Here is a 15,415-nt window from a genome sequence, read left to right as displayed (position 1 = left end):
CTTCGAGGACGCGGTCCGACTCGGAGACGAGCCGCACCGAATCGGGTGTCTTGCGTGCCGCTACCACTATTCTTAACCGCCGCCGGAGCCGAGGCTGGGCCGATGCCACCGGCCATCGAGACCGTCGACCTCGTGAAGGAGTACGGCGATCTACGCGCCCTGCAGGAACTGTCGCTGACCGTCGAGGAAGGCGAGTTCTTCGGCCTGCTCGGCCCCAACGGCGCGGGCAAGACGACGTTCATCAACACGCTGGTCGGTCTGGTCCGCAAGACCGGCGGCGAGGCGCGGGTCTTCGGCCACGATGTCGAAGCCGACTACCAGCGGGCCCGCGACGCGATCGGGCTCGCGCCCCAGGAGTTCAACGTCGACCGATTCTTTCCCATCAAGGAGGTGCTGATGCACAAGGCCGGCTACCACGGAATCCCCGAGGACGAGGCCGCCGAACGGGCCGACGAGGTGCTCAAGCGCGTCGGCATCTACGACAAGCGCAACGAGCGCTTCGACTGGCTCTCCGGCGGGATGAAACGCCGCTTGCTGCTCGCGCGCGCCCTCGTCACCGACCCCGATCTCCTCATTCTGGACGAACCGACCGCGGGGGTCGACGTCCAGTTGCGCCACGACCTCTGGGAACTCGTGACCGAACTCAACGACGAGGGGACGACGATCCTCCTCACCACGCACTACATCGAGGAGGCAGAGCGCCTCTGTGACCGCGTCGCGATCATGAACGAGGGTCGGAAGGTGACCGTCGCGACCCCGGACGAACTGAAACAACGGGGCACCGACACCGTCGCCGTGGGACTCGAGTCGCCTCCCGCCACCGCCCCCGATCTCGGACCCTACGCACACGGAACGACGGTCTCCGGCAATCGCCTCGAGGTGCGCGTCGACGACGGCGGCTCGATCGCGCCGCGCCTGCTCAACGATCTCGAAGCGATGGGGTACGAGATCGCCGACCTCGAGATCACTCGAACGTCGCTCGAGGAGATCTTCGTGGACCTCACCCGAAGCGAGGATCGGACCGTGACCCGCTCCTCGGCCGAGAGCGCGGGTGCCGAGGACGAACCGCCGGCGAACCGCGACGAGGAGCGAGAACGCGAACAGGAGGGGGTCGCCTGATGCTCTCGGTCGGCTTCCGTGCGCTCTTCCGGCGCGAGATCCTGCGGTTTGTCCGTCGCCCGAAGAACACGTTCATGCCGCCGGCGATCACGAACGTGCTCTACTTCGCCGTCTTCGGGGTGATTCTGGGCGGCCGAATCGACCAGATCGCGGGCTTTTCTTACATCCTCTTCATCGTGCCCGGCCTCATCGTGCTGGGGGCGATCTCGAACGCCTTCGAGAACGCCTCGTTCTCGATCTTCCACGGCAGATGGAACGAGTACATCCACGAGACGCTGACCTCACCGCTGTCGTACGCTGAGATGGTCGTCGCCTACGTCGGTGCCAGCGCGGTTCGGGGCATTATCGTCGGCGTCATCATCGCCGGCGTCGGCCGCGCGTTCGTCGAAATTTCGGTGAAACACCCGCTCTACCTGATCGCCACGTTAGTCGTCATCACGGCGCTGTTCGCCGGCTTCGGAATCATCGGCGGGCTCGTGGCGCGGGATTTCGACGATCTCACCGTGATGAACCAGTTCATCATCCGCCCGCTGGTCTTTTTCGGCGCGGTGTTCTACTCGCTCGAGACGCTGCCGGGGATCTGGCAGCAGGTGTCGCTGCTGAACCCGATGGTGTTGATGGTCGACAGCGTGCGTTACGGCTTCCTCGGCTACTCCGATCTCGTGCAGGTCGCGCCGGCCGGCTACGCCGACATCGTCCCGCTGGCGTCGCTCGCCGCGCTGACCGTCCTCACCGCGGTCGTCGTTGCGATCGACGTCTACCTGTTCGAGATCGGCTACGGGCTGACCGACTGACGGCGGCTTGAGGGGTCGGCCTCACGACTTCTCGGTGAAACGAGGACCACCGCGCGTTCGATAGAGAGAACGACGTATCACACCGATCTGACCAACCGATGCGCGGTGGCGCGTGCTGTCGGTCGACCGAACGGTAGTGAGGGCGACCGATGACTCCACGCGAGGGATGAGCGAGCGACTGGAAGGAGTGAGCGAATCGGTTGGGGAGGACGTGGAAATACCCCGTTGCCACGATAGCGAGGCGCTGTGTTTCGCCTCTGTCACTGCTACTATCTCGCCCGATACACTACCGGCGTTATCGGTTCGCGTTTCGGGTAGTCCCGATATAAAAGAGCGCATGCGCTTCGGATCGGCGCTCGAGCGACCGTTACTCGCCGCGCTCGGCGACCTTAACCAACTGCTTGCCGATGTTCTCGCCCTCGAACAGCCCGAGGAAGGCGTCGGGCGCGTTCTCGAAGCCTTCGACGACGTTCTCGCGGTAGCGGATCTCGTCGTTGCGAACGAATTTCGAGAGGCGCTCGAGCGCCTCGCCCCAGCGGTTCTCGTAGTCGCTGACGAGCAGCCCTTCGACCTTCGCGCGGGTCTGGATGAGCTGGGCGAGCTTTCGGGGGCCGGTCGGGACGCTGGTCTCGTTGTAGAGCGCAATCTGGCCGCAGACCGCGACACGAGCGTGTTCGTTCAGCCGGGGCCAGACGGCGTCCGTGATGGGGCCGCCGACGTTGTCGAAGTAGACATCGATCCCGTCGGGACAGGCCTCGTCCATCGCGCTCGAGAGGTCGTCGGTCGTCTTGTAGTTGATCGCGGCGTCGAAGCCGAGGTCGTCGGTGAGCCAGTCGATCTTCTCGTCGCTGCCGGCGGTGCCGACGACGCGCGCGCCGTTGAGTCGCGCGAGTTGGCCGACGACGGAGCCCACCGCGCCCGCGGCGGCGGAGACGACGACCGTATCGCCGGGACTTGGGTCACCGATGTCGAGCAGGCCCCAGTAGGCGGTGACGCCGGGCATACCGAGGACGCCCAGCGCCGTCGAAACGGGGCCGAGTTCGGGGTTTACCCGCTGGAGTTCGTCCGCGTCGGCGACCGCGTGCTCCGCCCAGAGGAGGTCGCCAGTGACGACATCGCCCTCGTCGAACCGGGCGGCGTTGGACTCGACGACCTCGCCGACGACGCCGGCTTTCATGGGATCGCCGACCTCCCACGGTTCGGCGTACGATTCCGCGTCGCGCATCCGGCCGCGCATGTAGGGGTCGACCGACTGATACAGCGTCTTGACGAGGACTTCGCCGTGGCCCGGCTCGGGCCGGTCGACGGTGACGAGTTCGAAGTTCTCCATGGTCGGTTCGCCGACGGGACGGCTCGCGAGTTGCCACTGTCTGGTCTCTGCCATACCCACCCATAGTCGCGCCGGTAAGTGAATATTGGGCTCGCGGAACCTTGCGGCCTCGCGAGCGAATCAATCTCGGGAAATGCCGATAGCGTTTTGCGGGTCGGTTCGAAAGAGAGCGATACAATGCGCGACCGTCTCGAGTCCGATCTCGGCTTCTACTACGCCTTCGGGGTGTTCATCATCGCGATCTTCGTCGTCGGCCTCGCAGCGTTTGCCCTACTCAACCCCGGCGGCGTCGGGACGATCGAACTCGTCGGGCTCTCGGGCGGCTTCTTCGTGTTCATGCTGGTGTACTTCATTTCGATTTCGGTCCAGCGACTGGAAGACGGCGACCGTTCCTGATCGAACCGCGCCAGAAAGAGAATATCGGCGATAGAAGGTCTGTCTGATCGAATTTTGACGGTTATCTCGAGTCGGAGGGTTTATCAGTCCCGGAGCGTTCTCTTTAGAAGCAATGGCGAAAGGAACCGTTGATTTCTTCAACGACACTGGCGGCTACGGATTCATCGAGACTGAGGACGCGGACGACGACGTGTTCTTCCACATGGAAGACATCGGCGGCCCGGACCTGGAAGAAGGACAGGAGCTCGAGTTCGACATCGAGCAGGCCCCCAAGGGCCCGCGCGCGACGAACGTCGAGCGCCTGTAAGGCGGAATTCGTAACGGTATCGGCACTTGACTGCAGTATTTTACCACCCCCTGAGCGGTAGCTACACCGAACGGCGGTCGACGCTCTCCGCTCGGACATATTTATATTCGTCTGACACGTATCGGGTGTAATGACGAGTCAGTCCGACGTGATCACGTGGACGCGCCGCGCGTCGGAATCGACGCTCGGTCGGTGCTGTCAGTACCTGCAGGTCGGCTTTATCGGCGGGATGGTACTACTCGTGGTCGCCCTCGGCGTCGCGACGCTCGTTCTCTCCGCCGCAAACGGCGCGTACGAACAACTCGCGATACTCGTCCTGGTCTTGCTGATCGGCGGCCCGTTCTCGCTACTGTACGTGCTCCCGCTGCTCGACGACGACACGGCTCGCTCCTCGGTGGGGACCTGGCTGGACCGCACCGGGTACGACCGGCTCCGGCCGCTCCCCGCGGCGGTGAGCGTCCTCGCCGGTGCAATCGTGATCGTCGGCTCCGTCGCGGTGGCTCCGATGGCACCGTTCGTGCTGTTCCTCGCAGTCGTGTTCGGAACATCGCTCGGCATGCAGCCGCTGACCTCCCACGGCGAGATCGATCCCGCGGCGGGAACAGTTCGCGTGGACGGCCGATCGTTCGATCTCGAGGAACTCGCGGCCGTTCGCGGCTATCGCCTCCCGGCGGTCGAAGCCGTCGTGCTCCGACTGTCGTACGCGACCAAGACCCGAAGGGTGACGGCACCGGGGTACGTCACGCTGCCCCGCGACGTCTATGAGGAGGCCCGACCGTTGCTCGAGGCAGCCGCGAGCGAGACCGAACGGACGAGCCGACAGAGTGGGACCGAACGGGTCGTCCTCGCCGTCTTCGGCGTCGGCGCGCTCGTCGGGGCCGTCGGCGCTGCGCTCTTCGGCCTCGAGCGGGGCGGCAATGCGCTCGTCATCCTGTCGTACGTCGCGCTGATAGCCGGCTGCTTCGGGGTCGGGTTCCTCGCGCTGGCCGCTCGAGAACCGTGACGCCCTCGACCCGGACCGTTTTGTGGATTCGCCACCGACTTCGAGCCATGACGGAGCCACTGATCCGGCGCGGCGACGAGATCGAGTACGAGCCGGTCGAGGCCGCCGACGGCCTCGAGAAAGGCGTCTTGATCGCGGACGAGCACGGCGCGCCGAACTTCGCGATCCGGCGGTTCACCCTCGAGCCCGGCGGGGAGGTGCCGAAACACACGAACGATGTCGAACACGAACAGTACGTCCTCGCGGGCGCGTACACGGTGGGTATCGGGGAGGAAGAACACGAGGTCGAGGCGGGGGACTCGCTGTTCGTTCCCGCCGGCACAGTCCACTGGTACCGCAACGAAAGCGACGAGCCCGGCGCGTTCATCTGTGCGGTCCCGAACGGGGACGACGAGATTCAGGTGCTCGAGTGAGATCGCGACCGACTGGCCGCGATTCGACCGCGAACCCGACTGGCAACGTTCCTGACTGATTGCCATCATAACGTCTCGCAACCGCAACGACTAAACGTCTTTTAGGCGCACCTAAACGCGATGGCAGAAGCGCAGTCGGTCGGTGAGGAGGCGGTCACCCGGCAGCGAGAGGGTTGGATCACGGGAACGCTCGTCCTGTTCTGTCTGGCGAGTACGGCCATTACCGTCGTCGCCGGTCTGATCCAGGTAAGCTTCGGCGAGTACTCGATGACGTTCGTCGAGGCGTGGCAGGCGGTGTTCAACCCCAACGTGCTCTTCAACCTCGAGGCCTGGTCGGCGTTCCTCTTCGGGACCGAACTCCCGTCGATGAACACCGGAAGCGTCGTCGTCTGGAATCTCAGACTGCCGCGCGTGTTCGTGGCGATCATCGCCGGCGCGACGCTCGCGGTCTCCGGTGCGATCTTTCAGGCCGTCACGCGAAACGAACTCGCGAGTCCGTTCGTGCTGGGGGTCAGTTCCGGCGCGGGATTCGCCGTCCTGGCGACGCTAATCGTATTCGACGGACTCGCGCATCTGTTACCGCTGCTGGCGACCGTCGGGGGCGCGGTGGCGTTCCTGACCGTGTACGTGATCGCCTGGAAAGGCGGGACGAGCCCCGTTCGGCTCGTCCTCGCCGGCGTCATCGTCAACATGGTGTTCCAGTCGCTCCAGCAGGGGCTGTTCTTCTTCGCGGACGACCTCGGCGTCGTCCAGACGGCGATCGCCTGGCTCACCGGATCGCTCACGGGGACCGGCTGGGACGAGGTCCGAATCGCGATCCTGCCGGCTGTCGTCTCGATCGCGATCGCGATCGGCGGCGCGCGACAGCTGAACGTCCTGATGCTCGGCGAGCGCACCGCACGCTCGCTCGGGATGCGCGTCGAACGGACTCGGTTTTTCCTCTCAGTCGTGGCCATCCTGGCCGCGAGCGTCGCGATCGCCGTCGCGGGCATCGTCAGCTTCTTCGGGCTCGTTACCCCCCACATCGTCCGCAACACGGTCGGCGGCGACTACCGGCGGCTGATCGTCGGCTGTCTCTTCGCCGGGCCCGCGCTGATGGTCGTCGCCGACGTCGGCGCGCGGCTGGCGATCCCCGGCACCCAGCTGCCGGTCGGCGTCGTGACCGGGCTGGTCGGCGGCCCGTACTTCCTCTATCTGATGCGCAAACAGCAATCGATGGGAGAGTTATAATGGCACGCACACAGCGAGACGCGAGCGACGAACCGGATCGGATCACCGACGGCGACGACGTCGCCGTCGAGAGCGCGCTCGTCGGCGACGACCTCGAGTTGAGCTATCCGACCAGCGAGGAGACCGTCGTCGAATGTGCGCGCCTCGACATCCCCGAGGAGGCGGTGACCGCGCTCGTCGGTCCGAACGGCAGCGGCAAGAGCACGCTGTTGAAGGGGCTCTCGAGTCACCTCGAGCCCGACGCGGGGACGGTCCGGATCCACGGCGAAGACCTCGATTCGTTCGGGCAGAAGGAACTGGCGCGCGAACTGGGCGTCCTCTCTCAGGAGAACGACTCGCTGAGCTCGATCACCGTCGAGGACCTCGTCTACCACGGCCGCTACCCGCATCGCGGCTTCTTCGACAGCGTCGGCGAGGCGGATCGCAGGGCGGTCGAACGCGCGCTCGAGCTCGCCGGGATCGGGCACCTCCGGGACGCCGAGCTCGGGCAGTTAAGCGGCGGTCAGAAGCAACTGGCCTGGATCGCCATGGTCCTCGCACAGGACACGGACGTCCTCCTGCTCGACGAGCCGACGACGTTTCTGGACGTCCACCACCAGTTCCGCGTCCTCGAGACGATCCGCCAGTTGAACGAGGAGAAAGGCGTCACCGTCGCGGTCATCCTCCACGACATCGCCCAAGCGGCCCGCTTCGCGGACTACCTGGTCGCCATGCGCGACGGCGAACTCTACGACTGGGGACCACCCGAGGAGGTCGTGACCGAGCAGTTGCTCGCCGACGTCTTCGGCGTGGAAGCGACCGTCGAGTACGAGCCCGAACTGCAGGTCCTTCCCAAACGAGCGCTGCCGGACCGGTAAACGATCGGAACGGTTTTGTATTTTTAGGCCAGCCTAAAAATTGATGGCGAACGGGACGCGACAGACGAGACGGACCGTACTGCAGGCAGGTGCGGCGATCGCCGGACTCAGCACGACCGCCGGCTGCCTCGGCACTGACGAGTCGGACGACGACGGCGACGGGGCGTACTCGGTGACGATGGAACCGGTCGGGACCGTCGCGTTCGACGCCGTCCCGGAGACGTGGCTGGCGTTCACGGGCGACTACGCCGATATGGGCGTCGCGCTCGGTCAGGGCGACGGACTGGCGGCGATCGGCCTGCGGAGCCGGTACGCCGCCCACCACTACGAGGAACTGCCGGGCGTCACCGTCGATCCCGACGACCTGACCCAGCTCTGGGACGGCGGAACCGACAAGGAGATCTTCTACGAAGTCGGTGCGGACGTTCACGTCGTCGATCCCAATTTTACGATCAACCGGCTGGGCTGGGATCGGGACGACGTCGACGAGATCGCGGAGACCGTCGGGCCCTTCGTCGGCAACACGATCTTCTCGGCCAGCTACGACTGGCACGATTACACGCGCTATAGCCTCTACGAGGCCTTCGAGAAGATCGCCGAGGTGTTTCAGGAGCGAGCGCGCTACGAAGCCTTCGCGAGCCTCCACAAGGAGGTATTGACGGACATCCACTCGCGACTCCCCGACGAGCGACCCGAGGTCGCGGTCCTCGTGCCGAAGTCGGCCGAGCCGGAGGCGTTCTATCCGTACCTCATCGACGAGGGGACCCAGTCCAAACACTGGACCGATCTGCGGGTCGAGGGCGCGCTCGCCGCGAACGGCGTCGGCGACGCGCAGGCGACCGGCGGCACCATCGACTACGAGACGCTCCTCGAGATCGACCCCGACGTCATCGCGATCAGACAGCAGGGCGCGGTCTCGGAGTCGGAATTCGAGCGGGGGATCCCGTCGTTCATGCGCAACCACGATGTCGCGAGCGAACTTCGGGCGGTACGGAACGATCGAGTGATCTACGGCGGGATGACCTACCAGGGGCCGATCATCCACCTCTTCCAACTCGAGCGGGCGGCTCGAGGGCTCTACCCGGACGAGTTCGGCGACGAGGAACTGTTCGACCGGGAGCGAGTCGCGGAGATCGTCACCGGCGATTTCTGAGCGTCGGAGGGACGAGTTCGGAAGGCTTTTACTTTTTTAGGCCGGCCTAAAAGTTGATGAGCGACCACAGAACATGGACGAGACGCAACGTGCTTCGAACGGGAGGGGCGATCGCCGGCGTAAGCGCGCTCGCCGGTTGTATAGGCGGCGACGACAGCGGAAACGGAAGCGACAACGGATCGTCGAACGGCGGTCCGTACACGGTGTCGATGCCGCCGGTCGGCGACGTCGAATTCGAGAGCGTCCCGGAAACCTGGGCCACCAACAACGGGAGCTGGGCCGACATGGGGGTTGCGCTGGGCCAGAAACCGCCCGAGGCCGTGTATCTCACCAGTCGTTACCACACGCAGTACTACGACGAAATTCCGGACGTAAGCGTCGACAAAAGCGGAATGAAGGCGCTCTGGGGCGACGGCAGTCTGGGTCTGGAGGAGTTCCTGGAACTGAGCAAGGACGTAGACCTGTTCGTCAACGATCCGAACTTCATCATCGGCAGAGCCAACGGTTGGAAACAGGAGGACATCGACCAGATAGCGTCGACCGGGACACCGTTCTTCGGCAACAGCATCTTCTCGACCGGCTACAACTGGCACGACTACGACTACCTCTCGCTGTACGAAGCCTTCGAAAAGCTGTCGCAGGTGTTCAAGCAAGAAGAGCGTTACCAGGCCTTCGCTGACCTCCACGACGAGTTCCAGTCCAACGTCGAAGAGGTCGTGCCGCCGGAAGGAGAGCGGCCGACCGTCGCCATCATGTGGGCGGACGCGAGCGAGATGGGCTCGTTCTCGCCGTATCTGATCGGCGAGGGAACGAGTTTCAAGCAGTGGCGTGACCTCGAGGTCAGGGACGCGTTCGCCGAGACCGATGTCCGGGACTTCCACAGTACGCGCGGGAAGGTCGGCTACGAAACGCTGCTCGAGATCGACCCCGACTATATCATGTTCCGCGGGCAGGAGGGCAAGACCGCCGAGGAGTTCCAGAGCGCGATCGTCTCGAAGATGGAGGACGACGACGTCGCCCGCGAACTCAGCGCCGTCCAGAACGATAACGTCCACCGCGGCGGCCCGCTCTATCAGGGCCCGATCACGAACTTCGTCGCCACCGAGCGAGCGGCCGAGCAGGTCTACGGCGTCGACGAGGAACTCTACGACCGACAGCGAGTCAGCGACATCGTCAACGGCGACTTCTGAGCGGACTGTTTCTCGACGCCGTTCGCAGCGAACACAACCACAAGGAAGGTCGCCGACGGCCGACTCGAGCGACGGTTACTCCGCGTTCGGCCAGTCGAACTCTCGAAACGACGCGTCGTCCGTCGCGTCCGAACGCGGATCGGCATCGAGAGCGGGTTCGTCGGGACCGTCCGAGTCGACCACGTAGTCGTCGGCGGCCGGGAGTTGTCGCTCGGTGGCCGCCGTCGGATCGATCTCGTCGGAGTCCGTCGACTCCGCAGACACCTCGAAGGTAGAGAGCGTCTCGGAGAGCGCTCGCGCGCGCTCCGACAGCGACGTGGCGGTGTGTGAGACCTCGACGAGCGACGAAGTCTGTTCTTCGGCGGCCGCCGCGACCGTCTCCGCCTCGGCGCTGGTCTCCTCACTGATCGCCGTCACGTCGTCGGTCATCGTCACGACCTCCTGAGTCGCACCGGCCTGTTGCTGGGTCGCCGCCGAGATCTCCTGGACACCGTCGTTGGTCTCCTCGGCGAACGCCGAGATCTCCTCGAGCGCGTCGACCGTCGTCTCGACCGCGTTGCGGTGGCTCGCGATCCGCGCGTCGGTTTCCCGGACCACGGCCGCGACCTGCTCGGTCTGAGCGCTGACCCGCTCGAGGCGCTCCTCGATATCGGTCGCGGCCTTCTGGGTGTCGGCGGCGAGGGACTTGACCTCCTCGGCGACCGCGCTGAACTGCGCGTCTTCGGAACTCGAGCGCGCGGCCTCGATGCTCGCGTTCAACGCGAGCATGTTCGTCTCCTTGGTCACGTCGCCGATGAACGCGAGGAGGTCGTCGATCGCCTCGATCTCGGCCTCGAGTCGGTCGACTTCCGTGACGGCGTCGGCCGCCTCGTCCTCGATGGCGTTCATGCCGGCGATCGCGCGCCGCGCGGCCTCCCGGGCGTCCGCGCTGGTCGTCGCGGTCCGCTCCGCTAAGGTCGCGACCTGCGAGGAAGTGCCGGCGATCTGTTGGGTCGTCGTCGAGAGGTCGTCGATCTCGTCGCCGATCGCCGCGAGGTGGGTGCTCTGGCGCTCGGCTCCGTCGGCGATTCCCTGGACGGACGTGGTCACCTGTTCGGAGGCCGACCGGACCGCGACGACGCCGTCGGCCGTCGATTGGGCGGCCTCGTCGACCGCATCGGCGAACGCCCGCGTCGCGGCCACCGTCGCCTCGATATCGTCCATCATCGCGTTGAACTCGGTCGCGACCGTCACCATCGCCTCGCTCTCGGCGTCGGGCTCGAGCCGCCGGGTGAGGTCGCCGTCGGCGCAGGCGCGCATCGTCTCGCCGTAGGCGTCGGCCGTCCGCTCTAACTGCCGGGAGAAACGCTCGGACTCGGACCGTGCCTGCTCGGCCTCGGCCCGCGCCGCCTCCGTCTCCTCGATACGCTCGCGCAGCGAGCGACGCATCCGGTCGATCGACCGGTAGAGGTCGCCCAGTTCGTCGGATCGCGCCGACTCGAGGGGGTCGTCCAGATCGCCGTCCTCGATCGCCGACGCCCGTTCCGCGAGGTCCTGCAGCGAACCGGCGGTGTTCCGACCGACGGTCGCGCCCAGCAGGAGGAAGCTGCCGAAGACGACGGCGAGCATCGCCAGGATCTGCGTCGAGATGTCCGACTGCAGCGAGTAGGCCTGTGCGGCGGGGACGCGGGTCGTCAGCGTCCAGCCCTCGGTTTCGAGCGCCGCGTAGCCGACGACGGTGTCGGTCGCCCCGTCCCCGTCTGCCGGAAGCGAGGTCGTCCCGTTGTCGCTCGAGACGGCCGACGGATCGAGGGCGTCATCTTCGAGCAACAGGGATCGGTCCTCCGCGAGAACGACGGTCCCGCTTCCATCGACGACGATCACGTCGTTGGTCTCGTCGGAACCGATCATGTACTGGGACAGCGACTCGAGGTCGACGAGGCCGACGACGACGCGGTCGGCCTGGCCGGGAACACGGCTGACGGCGAGCATCGCGGGTCGCCCGTCGTCGGTCCGGAACGTCTCGGAGAAGACGACCTGCGAGTCGTCGTCCATCGCGGCCGCGAGCCGGTCGCGCAGCGTCGGGCGCAGCCCCCCGTCCTCGATGACCGCGGTCGCGCCCGCGTTGGCGTGGACGGCCCCCGTCTTGGCGTCGACGTAATACGCACCCTCGAACGCGGTCCGGTCGTTCATGCGGTGTAACGAGTCGGTGATCGCCACCCGATCGTCGTTGCGGAACGCGACCGAGCGAGGCAACGAGCCGAGATAGCGTTCGGTCGACTGAAACCAGATGTCGAGTCGGTTCGCGTCCTTCGTCGCGTCGCCGACGAGCTGTGACTTCACGTCGGACTGGAGTTCGAATCCCGTCTGCGCGTAGATATTCGCACCGAACAGCCCCACCACCAGGAACACGACGACGAGTGCGGAGACGAACCGAAGCGCGTAGCTGCGTCGAACGCCCGGAATACCCTCCCACGGATTCGGAATCATCGAGTAGGGAATCCGACGCACCCTGTATGTAAGTCGCTAAGAGCGGTACGTACGGCTATAGATCACATACGGTGACTACGCGCTTCCCGGTCGAACTGCAAGCCGGCTCGGCGGTCCGGCGAGCGGGCAGTCGAGCGCGACGCGCAGTGCAGTCCGAATCGCTGAAATACCGTCCCGCCGTACGAACGTGCGTGTCGAAGCAGGTCCCGCAGGTCGAAACGATCTTTTGTCACCAGACGGGCGACGACTACCTCGTCGTCGTCGAACGTGACGGACAGCGGCTCTTCCGGGCGAAACTCGGCCTCTCCGAAACGTCGGCCGGTCCCCGCCCCGCGAAGTTTCGCCTCAAAGACGGCTCGAGCGAGGAACCCCGCCAGCCCGACGAGTTCGTCGAACTCGCCCGCCGAGCCGAGCGCATCCGCATCTCCGAGCAGACCTCGCCGGAAGCTCGCCGAGAGCTGACGGAGATGCTGTCGGGCTATCAGCTCGAGGACAAAGCCAAGGCCGTGCGGACCTGCCGGTACTGCGCTTCCGCGGGCCGCTATTCGCCGGTGACGACCGAGACCGCGGTCAAAGACGACGAGGACTGGATCTGCCGCGACTGCGCGCGCCAGGAACTCGAGCGCCAACTCTCCTTTGCCGGCGGCGGCGAGGTGACCGGCGCTGCGAAGGATCGACTCGAGGACCTCATGATGGAGGTCCAAGACCTCGAACGGATCGTCAACCTGCTCAAGGGCCGACTCGATCCCGATCTGACGAAGTTCGATACCATTTCGGCGACGACCGACGAGGTCGATCCCGTCCGGACGGACTCGTTGAACCTCCATCCGGGGCTCCAGGGGCTGCTCGAGGACCGGTTCGAGACCCTGTTGCCGGTCCAGAGCCTCGCGGTCGAGAACGGGCTCTTCGATAGCGCGGACCGGAGTTCCGCGGACCACGCGAGCGGGCGAAGCCCGCGAGCAGACGGCGAGGACCAGCTGGTCGTCTCGGCGACGGCGACCGGGAAGACGCTCATCGGCGAGATGGCCGGCATCAACCGCGTGCTAAACGGCAAGGGGAAGATGCTCTTTCTCGTCCCCCTCGTCGCGCTCGCGAACCAGAAACACGAGGACTTCGAAGAGGAGTATGGCCACCTCGTCGACGTCTCCATCCGCGTCGGCGCGAGCCGAATCGCCGACAACGGTAACCAGTTCGATCCCAACGCCGACGTCATCGTCGGCACCTACGAGGGGATCGACCACGCCCTGCGGACGGGCAAGGACATGGGCGACATCGGAACGGTCGTCATCGACGAGGTCCACACCTTGAAGGAGGACGAACGGGGCCACCGGCTCGACGGCCTCATCTCGCGGCTGAAATACACCTGCGAGCAGCGGGCGAAACGCCGCGACGACTACGGCGGCGCGCAGTGGATCTCCCTCTCGGCGACCGTCGGCAACCCCGAGCAGTTGGCGGCGGCGCTCGAGTCGACGCTGATCGAGTTCGAGGAGCGGCCGGTACCGATCGAGCGCCACGTCACCTTCGCGGACGGCCAAGAGAAGGTCCGGGTCGAGAACAAACTCGTCAAACGCGAGTTCGACACCGAGTCCTCGAAGGGGTATCGCGGCCAGACGATCATCTTTACCAACTCCCGGCGGCGCTGTCACGAGATCAGCCGGAAGCTCGATTACTCCGCCGCGCCGTACCACGCCGGCTTGGACTACGGACGCCGGAAGGAAGTCGAGCGCAAGTTCGGCGACCAAGAGCTATCGGCGGTCGTGACGACCGCCGCGCTGGCCGCGGGAGTCGACTTCCCCGCCTCGCAGGTCGTCTTCGACTCGCTGGCGATGGGCATCGAGTGGCTCTCGGTCCAGGAGTTCCACCAGATGCTCGGCCGCGCGGGCCGACCCGACTACCACGACGAGGGGAAGGTGTACGTCCTCGTCGAACCCGACTGCACCTACCACAACTCGATGGAGATGACCGAAGACGAGGTCGCTTTCACACTCCTCAAAGGAGAGATGGAGTCGGTGATGACCCACTACGACGAGGACGCGGCCGTCGAGGAAACGCTCGCCAACGTCACTGTCGGCGGGAAAGCCGCGAAGGCGCTCAACGACCGGATGCTCGGCGAGGTCCCGACGAAACACGCCGTCGGCAAGCTGCTCGAGTACGACTTCATCGACGGCTTCGAGCCCACGCCGCTCGGTCGCGTCGTCACCGAGCACTTCCTGGCACCCGGCGAGGCGTTCACGCTCGTCGACGGCATCCGAAAGGACGCCCACCCCTACGAACTCGTCGCCGACCTCGAGCTCCGCGACGAAGAGCTGTAACTTCGAAATAATACCTAACGGTGACTACCGGTAGAGCTGTCGTAAAGCGGCCGTAACCGTTTTTGCTGATCTGTCTGCGGCCGGAACGGTAAAGAACGAGAGGAATCAATCGGTAGCCGACGCGGGGAACCGCACCGCACTGTCACCATGGACCCGATTACGCCAGCCGCGATCGACCCACCAGCGAACGTCCTGCTCGTCCACCCGAAACGGACGGAGCCGGACGCCTGTGAACGACTGTGCCACGGCGAGGACGGCACGGCGCGGCTCACGGTCACGTTCGCGGACGAGGAGCCCGACTGTCCGGACGCGGACGCAATCGACGGCAAACACGGACAGCTCACGATCGGGAACGTACTGACCGCCGACGAGTCGATCCCGGAGTTCGACCAGCCGGTCGTCACCGACTCGGTGACCGATCCGACCGACCTCTCGGCGGTCGGCGTCGCAGTCAGTCGCTTTTGCAAACACTGGTCCGAGACCGACGAAGACATAACGGTCTGTTTCGACTCGCTCGACGCCCTACTCCGGCACACCTCGCCCAAGGAGGTCTTCCAATTCACGCACGTCCTCACCAACCGCCTCTCGAGCGTCGACGCTTACGCCCACTTCCACTTCGATCCGACGCGCCACGAGGACCGCGTCGTCTCGACGTTCGGCACGATCTTCGACGCGGTCGTCGCCGACGACGACACCGACGAGTCGCTGCCGGAAGCGACCGACGAGGAGGTCGCGACCCTGCTGGCAGAGTGGGACAACGAACCGAGCTACGATCTCGAGCCCGACGCCAGCACCGAAGCGACCGACGAGGACATCGCACAGATTCTCGGGAAGTAAGCGGC

At 65.5% G+C, this 15,415-nt stretch carries 14 protein-coding genes; 12 read left to right on the top strand and 2 right to left on the bottom strand.

Annotated elements, in window-relative coordinates:
- Positions 1-102: 102 nt before the first annotated feature.
- Together NKH51_RS16170 and NKH51_RS16165 are read left to right on the top strand one after the other, a co-directional pair.
- The gene (locus NKH51_RS16170; protein WP_254762700.1) at positions 103-1,119 is read left to right on the top strand and encodes an ABC transporter ATP-binding protein; all 1,017 of its coding nucleotides are present in this window, start codon (positions 103-105) and stop codon (positions 1,117-1,119) included.
- Entirely contained in the window at positions 1,119-1,913 is a 795-nt protein-coding gene (locus NKH51_RS16165) for an ABC transporter permease (RefSeq protein WP_254762699.1), read from the top strand. Before NKH51_RS16170 ends, NKH51_RS16165 begins: the two co-directional genes overlap by 1 nt.
- Before the next feature lie 367 nt (positions 1,914-2,280).
- Here NKH51_RS16165 and NKH51_RS16160 read toward each other — a convergent pair whose 3' ends face one another.
- On the bottom strand, positions 2,281-3,297 hold the full coding sequence (locus tag NKH51_RS16160; RefSeq protein WP_254762698.1) for an NADP-dependent oxidoreductase: 1,017 nt from the start codon (positions 3,295-3,297) through the stop codon (positions 2,281-2,283).
- Positions 3,298-3,420: 123 nt separating this feature from the next.
- On the opposite strand from NKH51_RS16160, the gene NKH51_RS16155 reads away from it, so the two are divergent.
- The 8 genes from NKH51_RS16155 to NKH51_RS16120 all read left to right on the top strand — a co-directional run bounded on the left by NKH51_RS16155 (position 3,421) and on the right by NKH51_RS16120 (position 9,792).
- Positions 3,421-3,639, top strand: coding sequence for a hypothetical protein (locus tag NKH51_RS16155; protein ID WP_254762697.1), 219 nt, complete (start codon positions 3,421-3,423; stop codon positions 3,637-3,639).
- A 112-nt stretch (positions 3,640-3,751) separates the two neighbouring features.
- Positions 3,752-3,946: a cold-shock protein gene (locus NKH51_RS16150; RefSeq protein WP_005554588.1), complete on the top strand. Its 195-nt coding sequence runs from the start codon at positions 3,752-3,754 to the stop codon at positions 3,944-3,946.
- A gap of 130 nt (positions 3,947-4,076) precedes the next feature.
- The gene (locus NKH51_RS16145; protein ID WP_254762696.1) at positions 4,077-4,949 is read left to right on the top strand and encodes a hypothetical protein; all 873 of its coding nucleotides are present in this window, start codon (positions 4,077-4,079) and stop codon (positions 4,947-4,949) included.
- A gap of 47 nt (positions 4,950-4,996) precedes the next feature.
- The gene (locus NKH51_RS16140; protein WP_254762695.1) at positions 4,997-5,362 is read left to right on the top strand and encodes a cupin domain-containing protein; all 366 of its coding nucleotides are present in this window, start codon (positions 4,997-4,999) and stop codon (positions 5,360-5,362) included.
- Positions 5,363-5,482: 120 nt separating this feature from the next.
- Positions 5,483-6,592, top strand: a complete 1,110-nt coding sequence (locus NKH51_RS16135) for a FecCD family ABC transporter permease (RefSeq protein ID WP_254762694.1) — start codon at positions 5,483-5,485, stop codon at positions 6,590-6,592.
- Positions 6,592-7,449, top strand: a complete 858-nt coding sequence (locus NKH51_RS16130; protein WP_254762693.1) for an ABC transporter ATP-binding protein — start codon at positions 6,592-6,594, stop codon at positions 7,447-7,449. Before NKH51_RS16135 ends, NKH51_RS16130 begins: the two co-directional genes overlap by 1 nt.
- A gap of 43 nt (positions 7,450-7,492) precedes the next feature.
- Positions 7,493-8,602 (top strand): ABC transporter substrate-binding protein, encoded by a 1,110-nt coding sequence (locus NKH51_RS16125; RefSeq protein WP_254762692.1) that lies wholly within the window; start codon positions 7,493-7,495, stop codon positions 8,600-8,602.
- 56 nt (positions 8,603-8,658) lie between these two features.
- Entirely contained in the window at positions 8,659-9,792 is a 1,134-nt protein-coding gene (locus NKH51_RS16120) for an ABC transporter substrate-binding protein (protein WP_254762691.1), read from the top strand.
- A 75-nt stretch (positions 9,793-9,867) separates the two neighbouring features.
- Here the strand turns inward: NKH51_RS16120 and NKH51_RS16115 are convergent, their stop codons facing one another.
- Positions 9,868-12,261, bottom strand: coding sequence for a methyl-accepting chemotaxis protein (locus NKH51_RS16115; protein WP_254762690.1), 2,394 nt, complete (start codon positions 12,259-12,261; stop codon positions 9,868-9,870).
- Positions 12,262-12,452: 191 nt separating this feature from the next.
- Between NKH51_RS16115 and NKH51_RS16110 the strand changes: the two genes are divergently transcribed.
- The gene (locus NKH51_RS16110) at positions 12,453-14,573 is read left to right on the top strand and encodes a DEAD/DEAH box helicase (RefSeq protein ID WP_254762689.1); all 2,121 of its coding nucleotides are present in this window, start codon (positions 12,453-12,455) and stop codon (positions 14,571-14,573) included.
- Positions 14,574-14,720: 147 nt separating this feature from the next.
- Positions 14,721-15,410: a DUF7504 family protein gene (locus NKH51_RS16105; RefSeq protein WP_254762688.1), complete on the top strand. Its 690-nt coding sequence runs from the start codon at positions 14,721-14,723 to the stop codon at positions 15,408-15,410.
- Positions 15,411-15,415 lie beyond the last annotated feature (5 nt).

Origin of the sequence: Natrinema marinum, from assembly GCF_024296685.1 — an archaeon.
Lineage (GTDB): Archaea > Halobacteriota > Halobacteria > Halobacteriales > Natrialbaceae > Natrinema > Natrinema marinum.
Note: the sequence above shows the minus strand (reverse complement) of the source record. Positions and strands in the feature narration are given on the sequence as shown.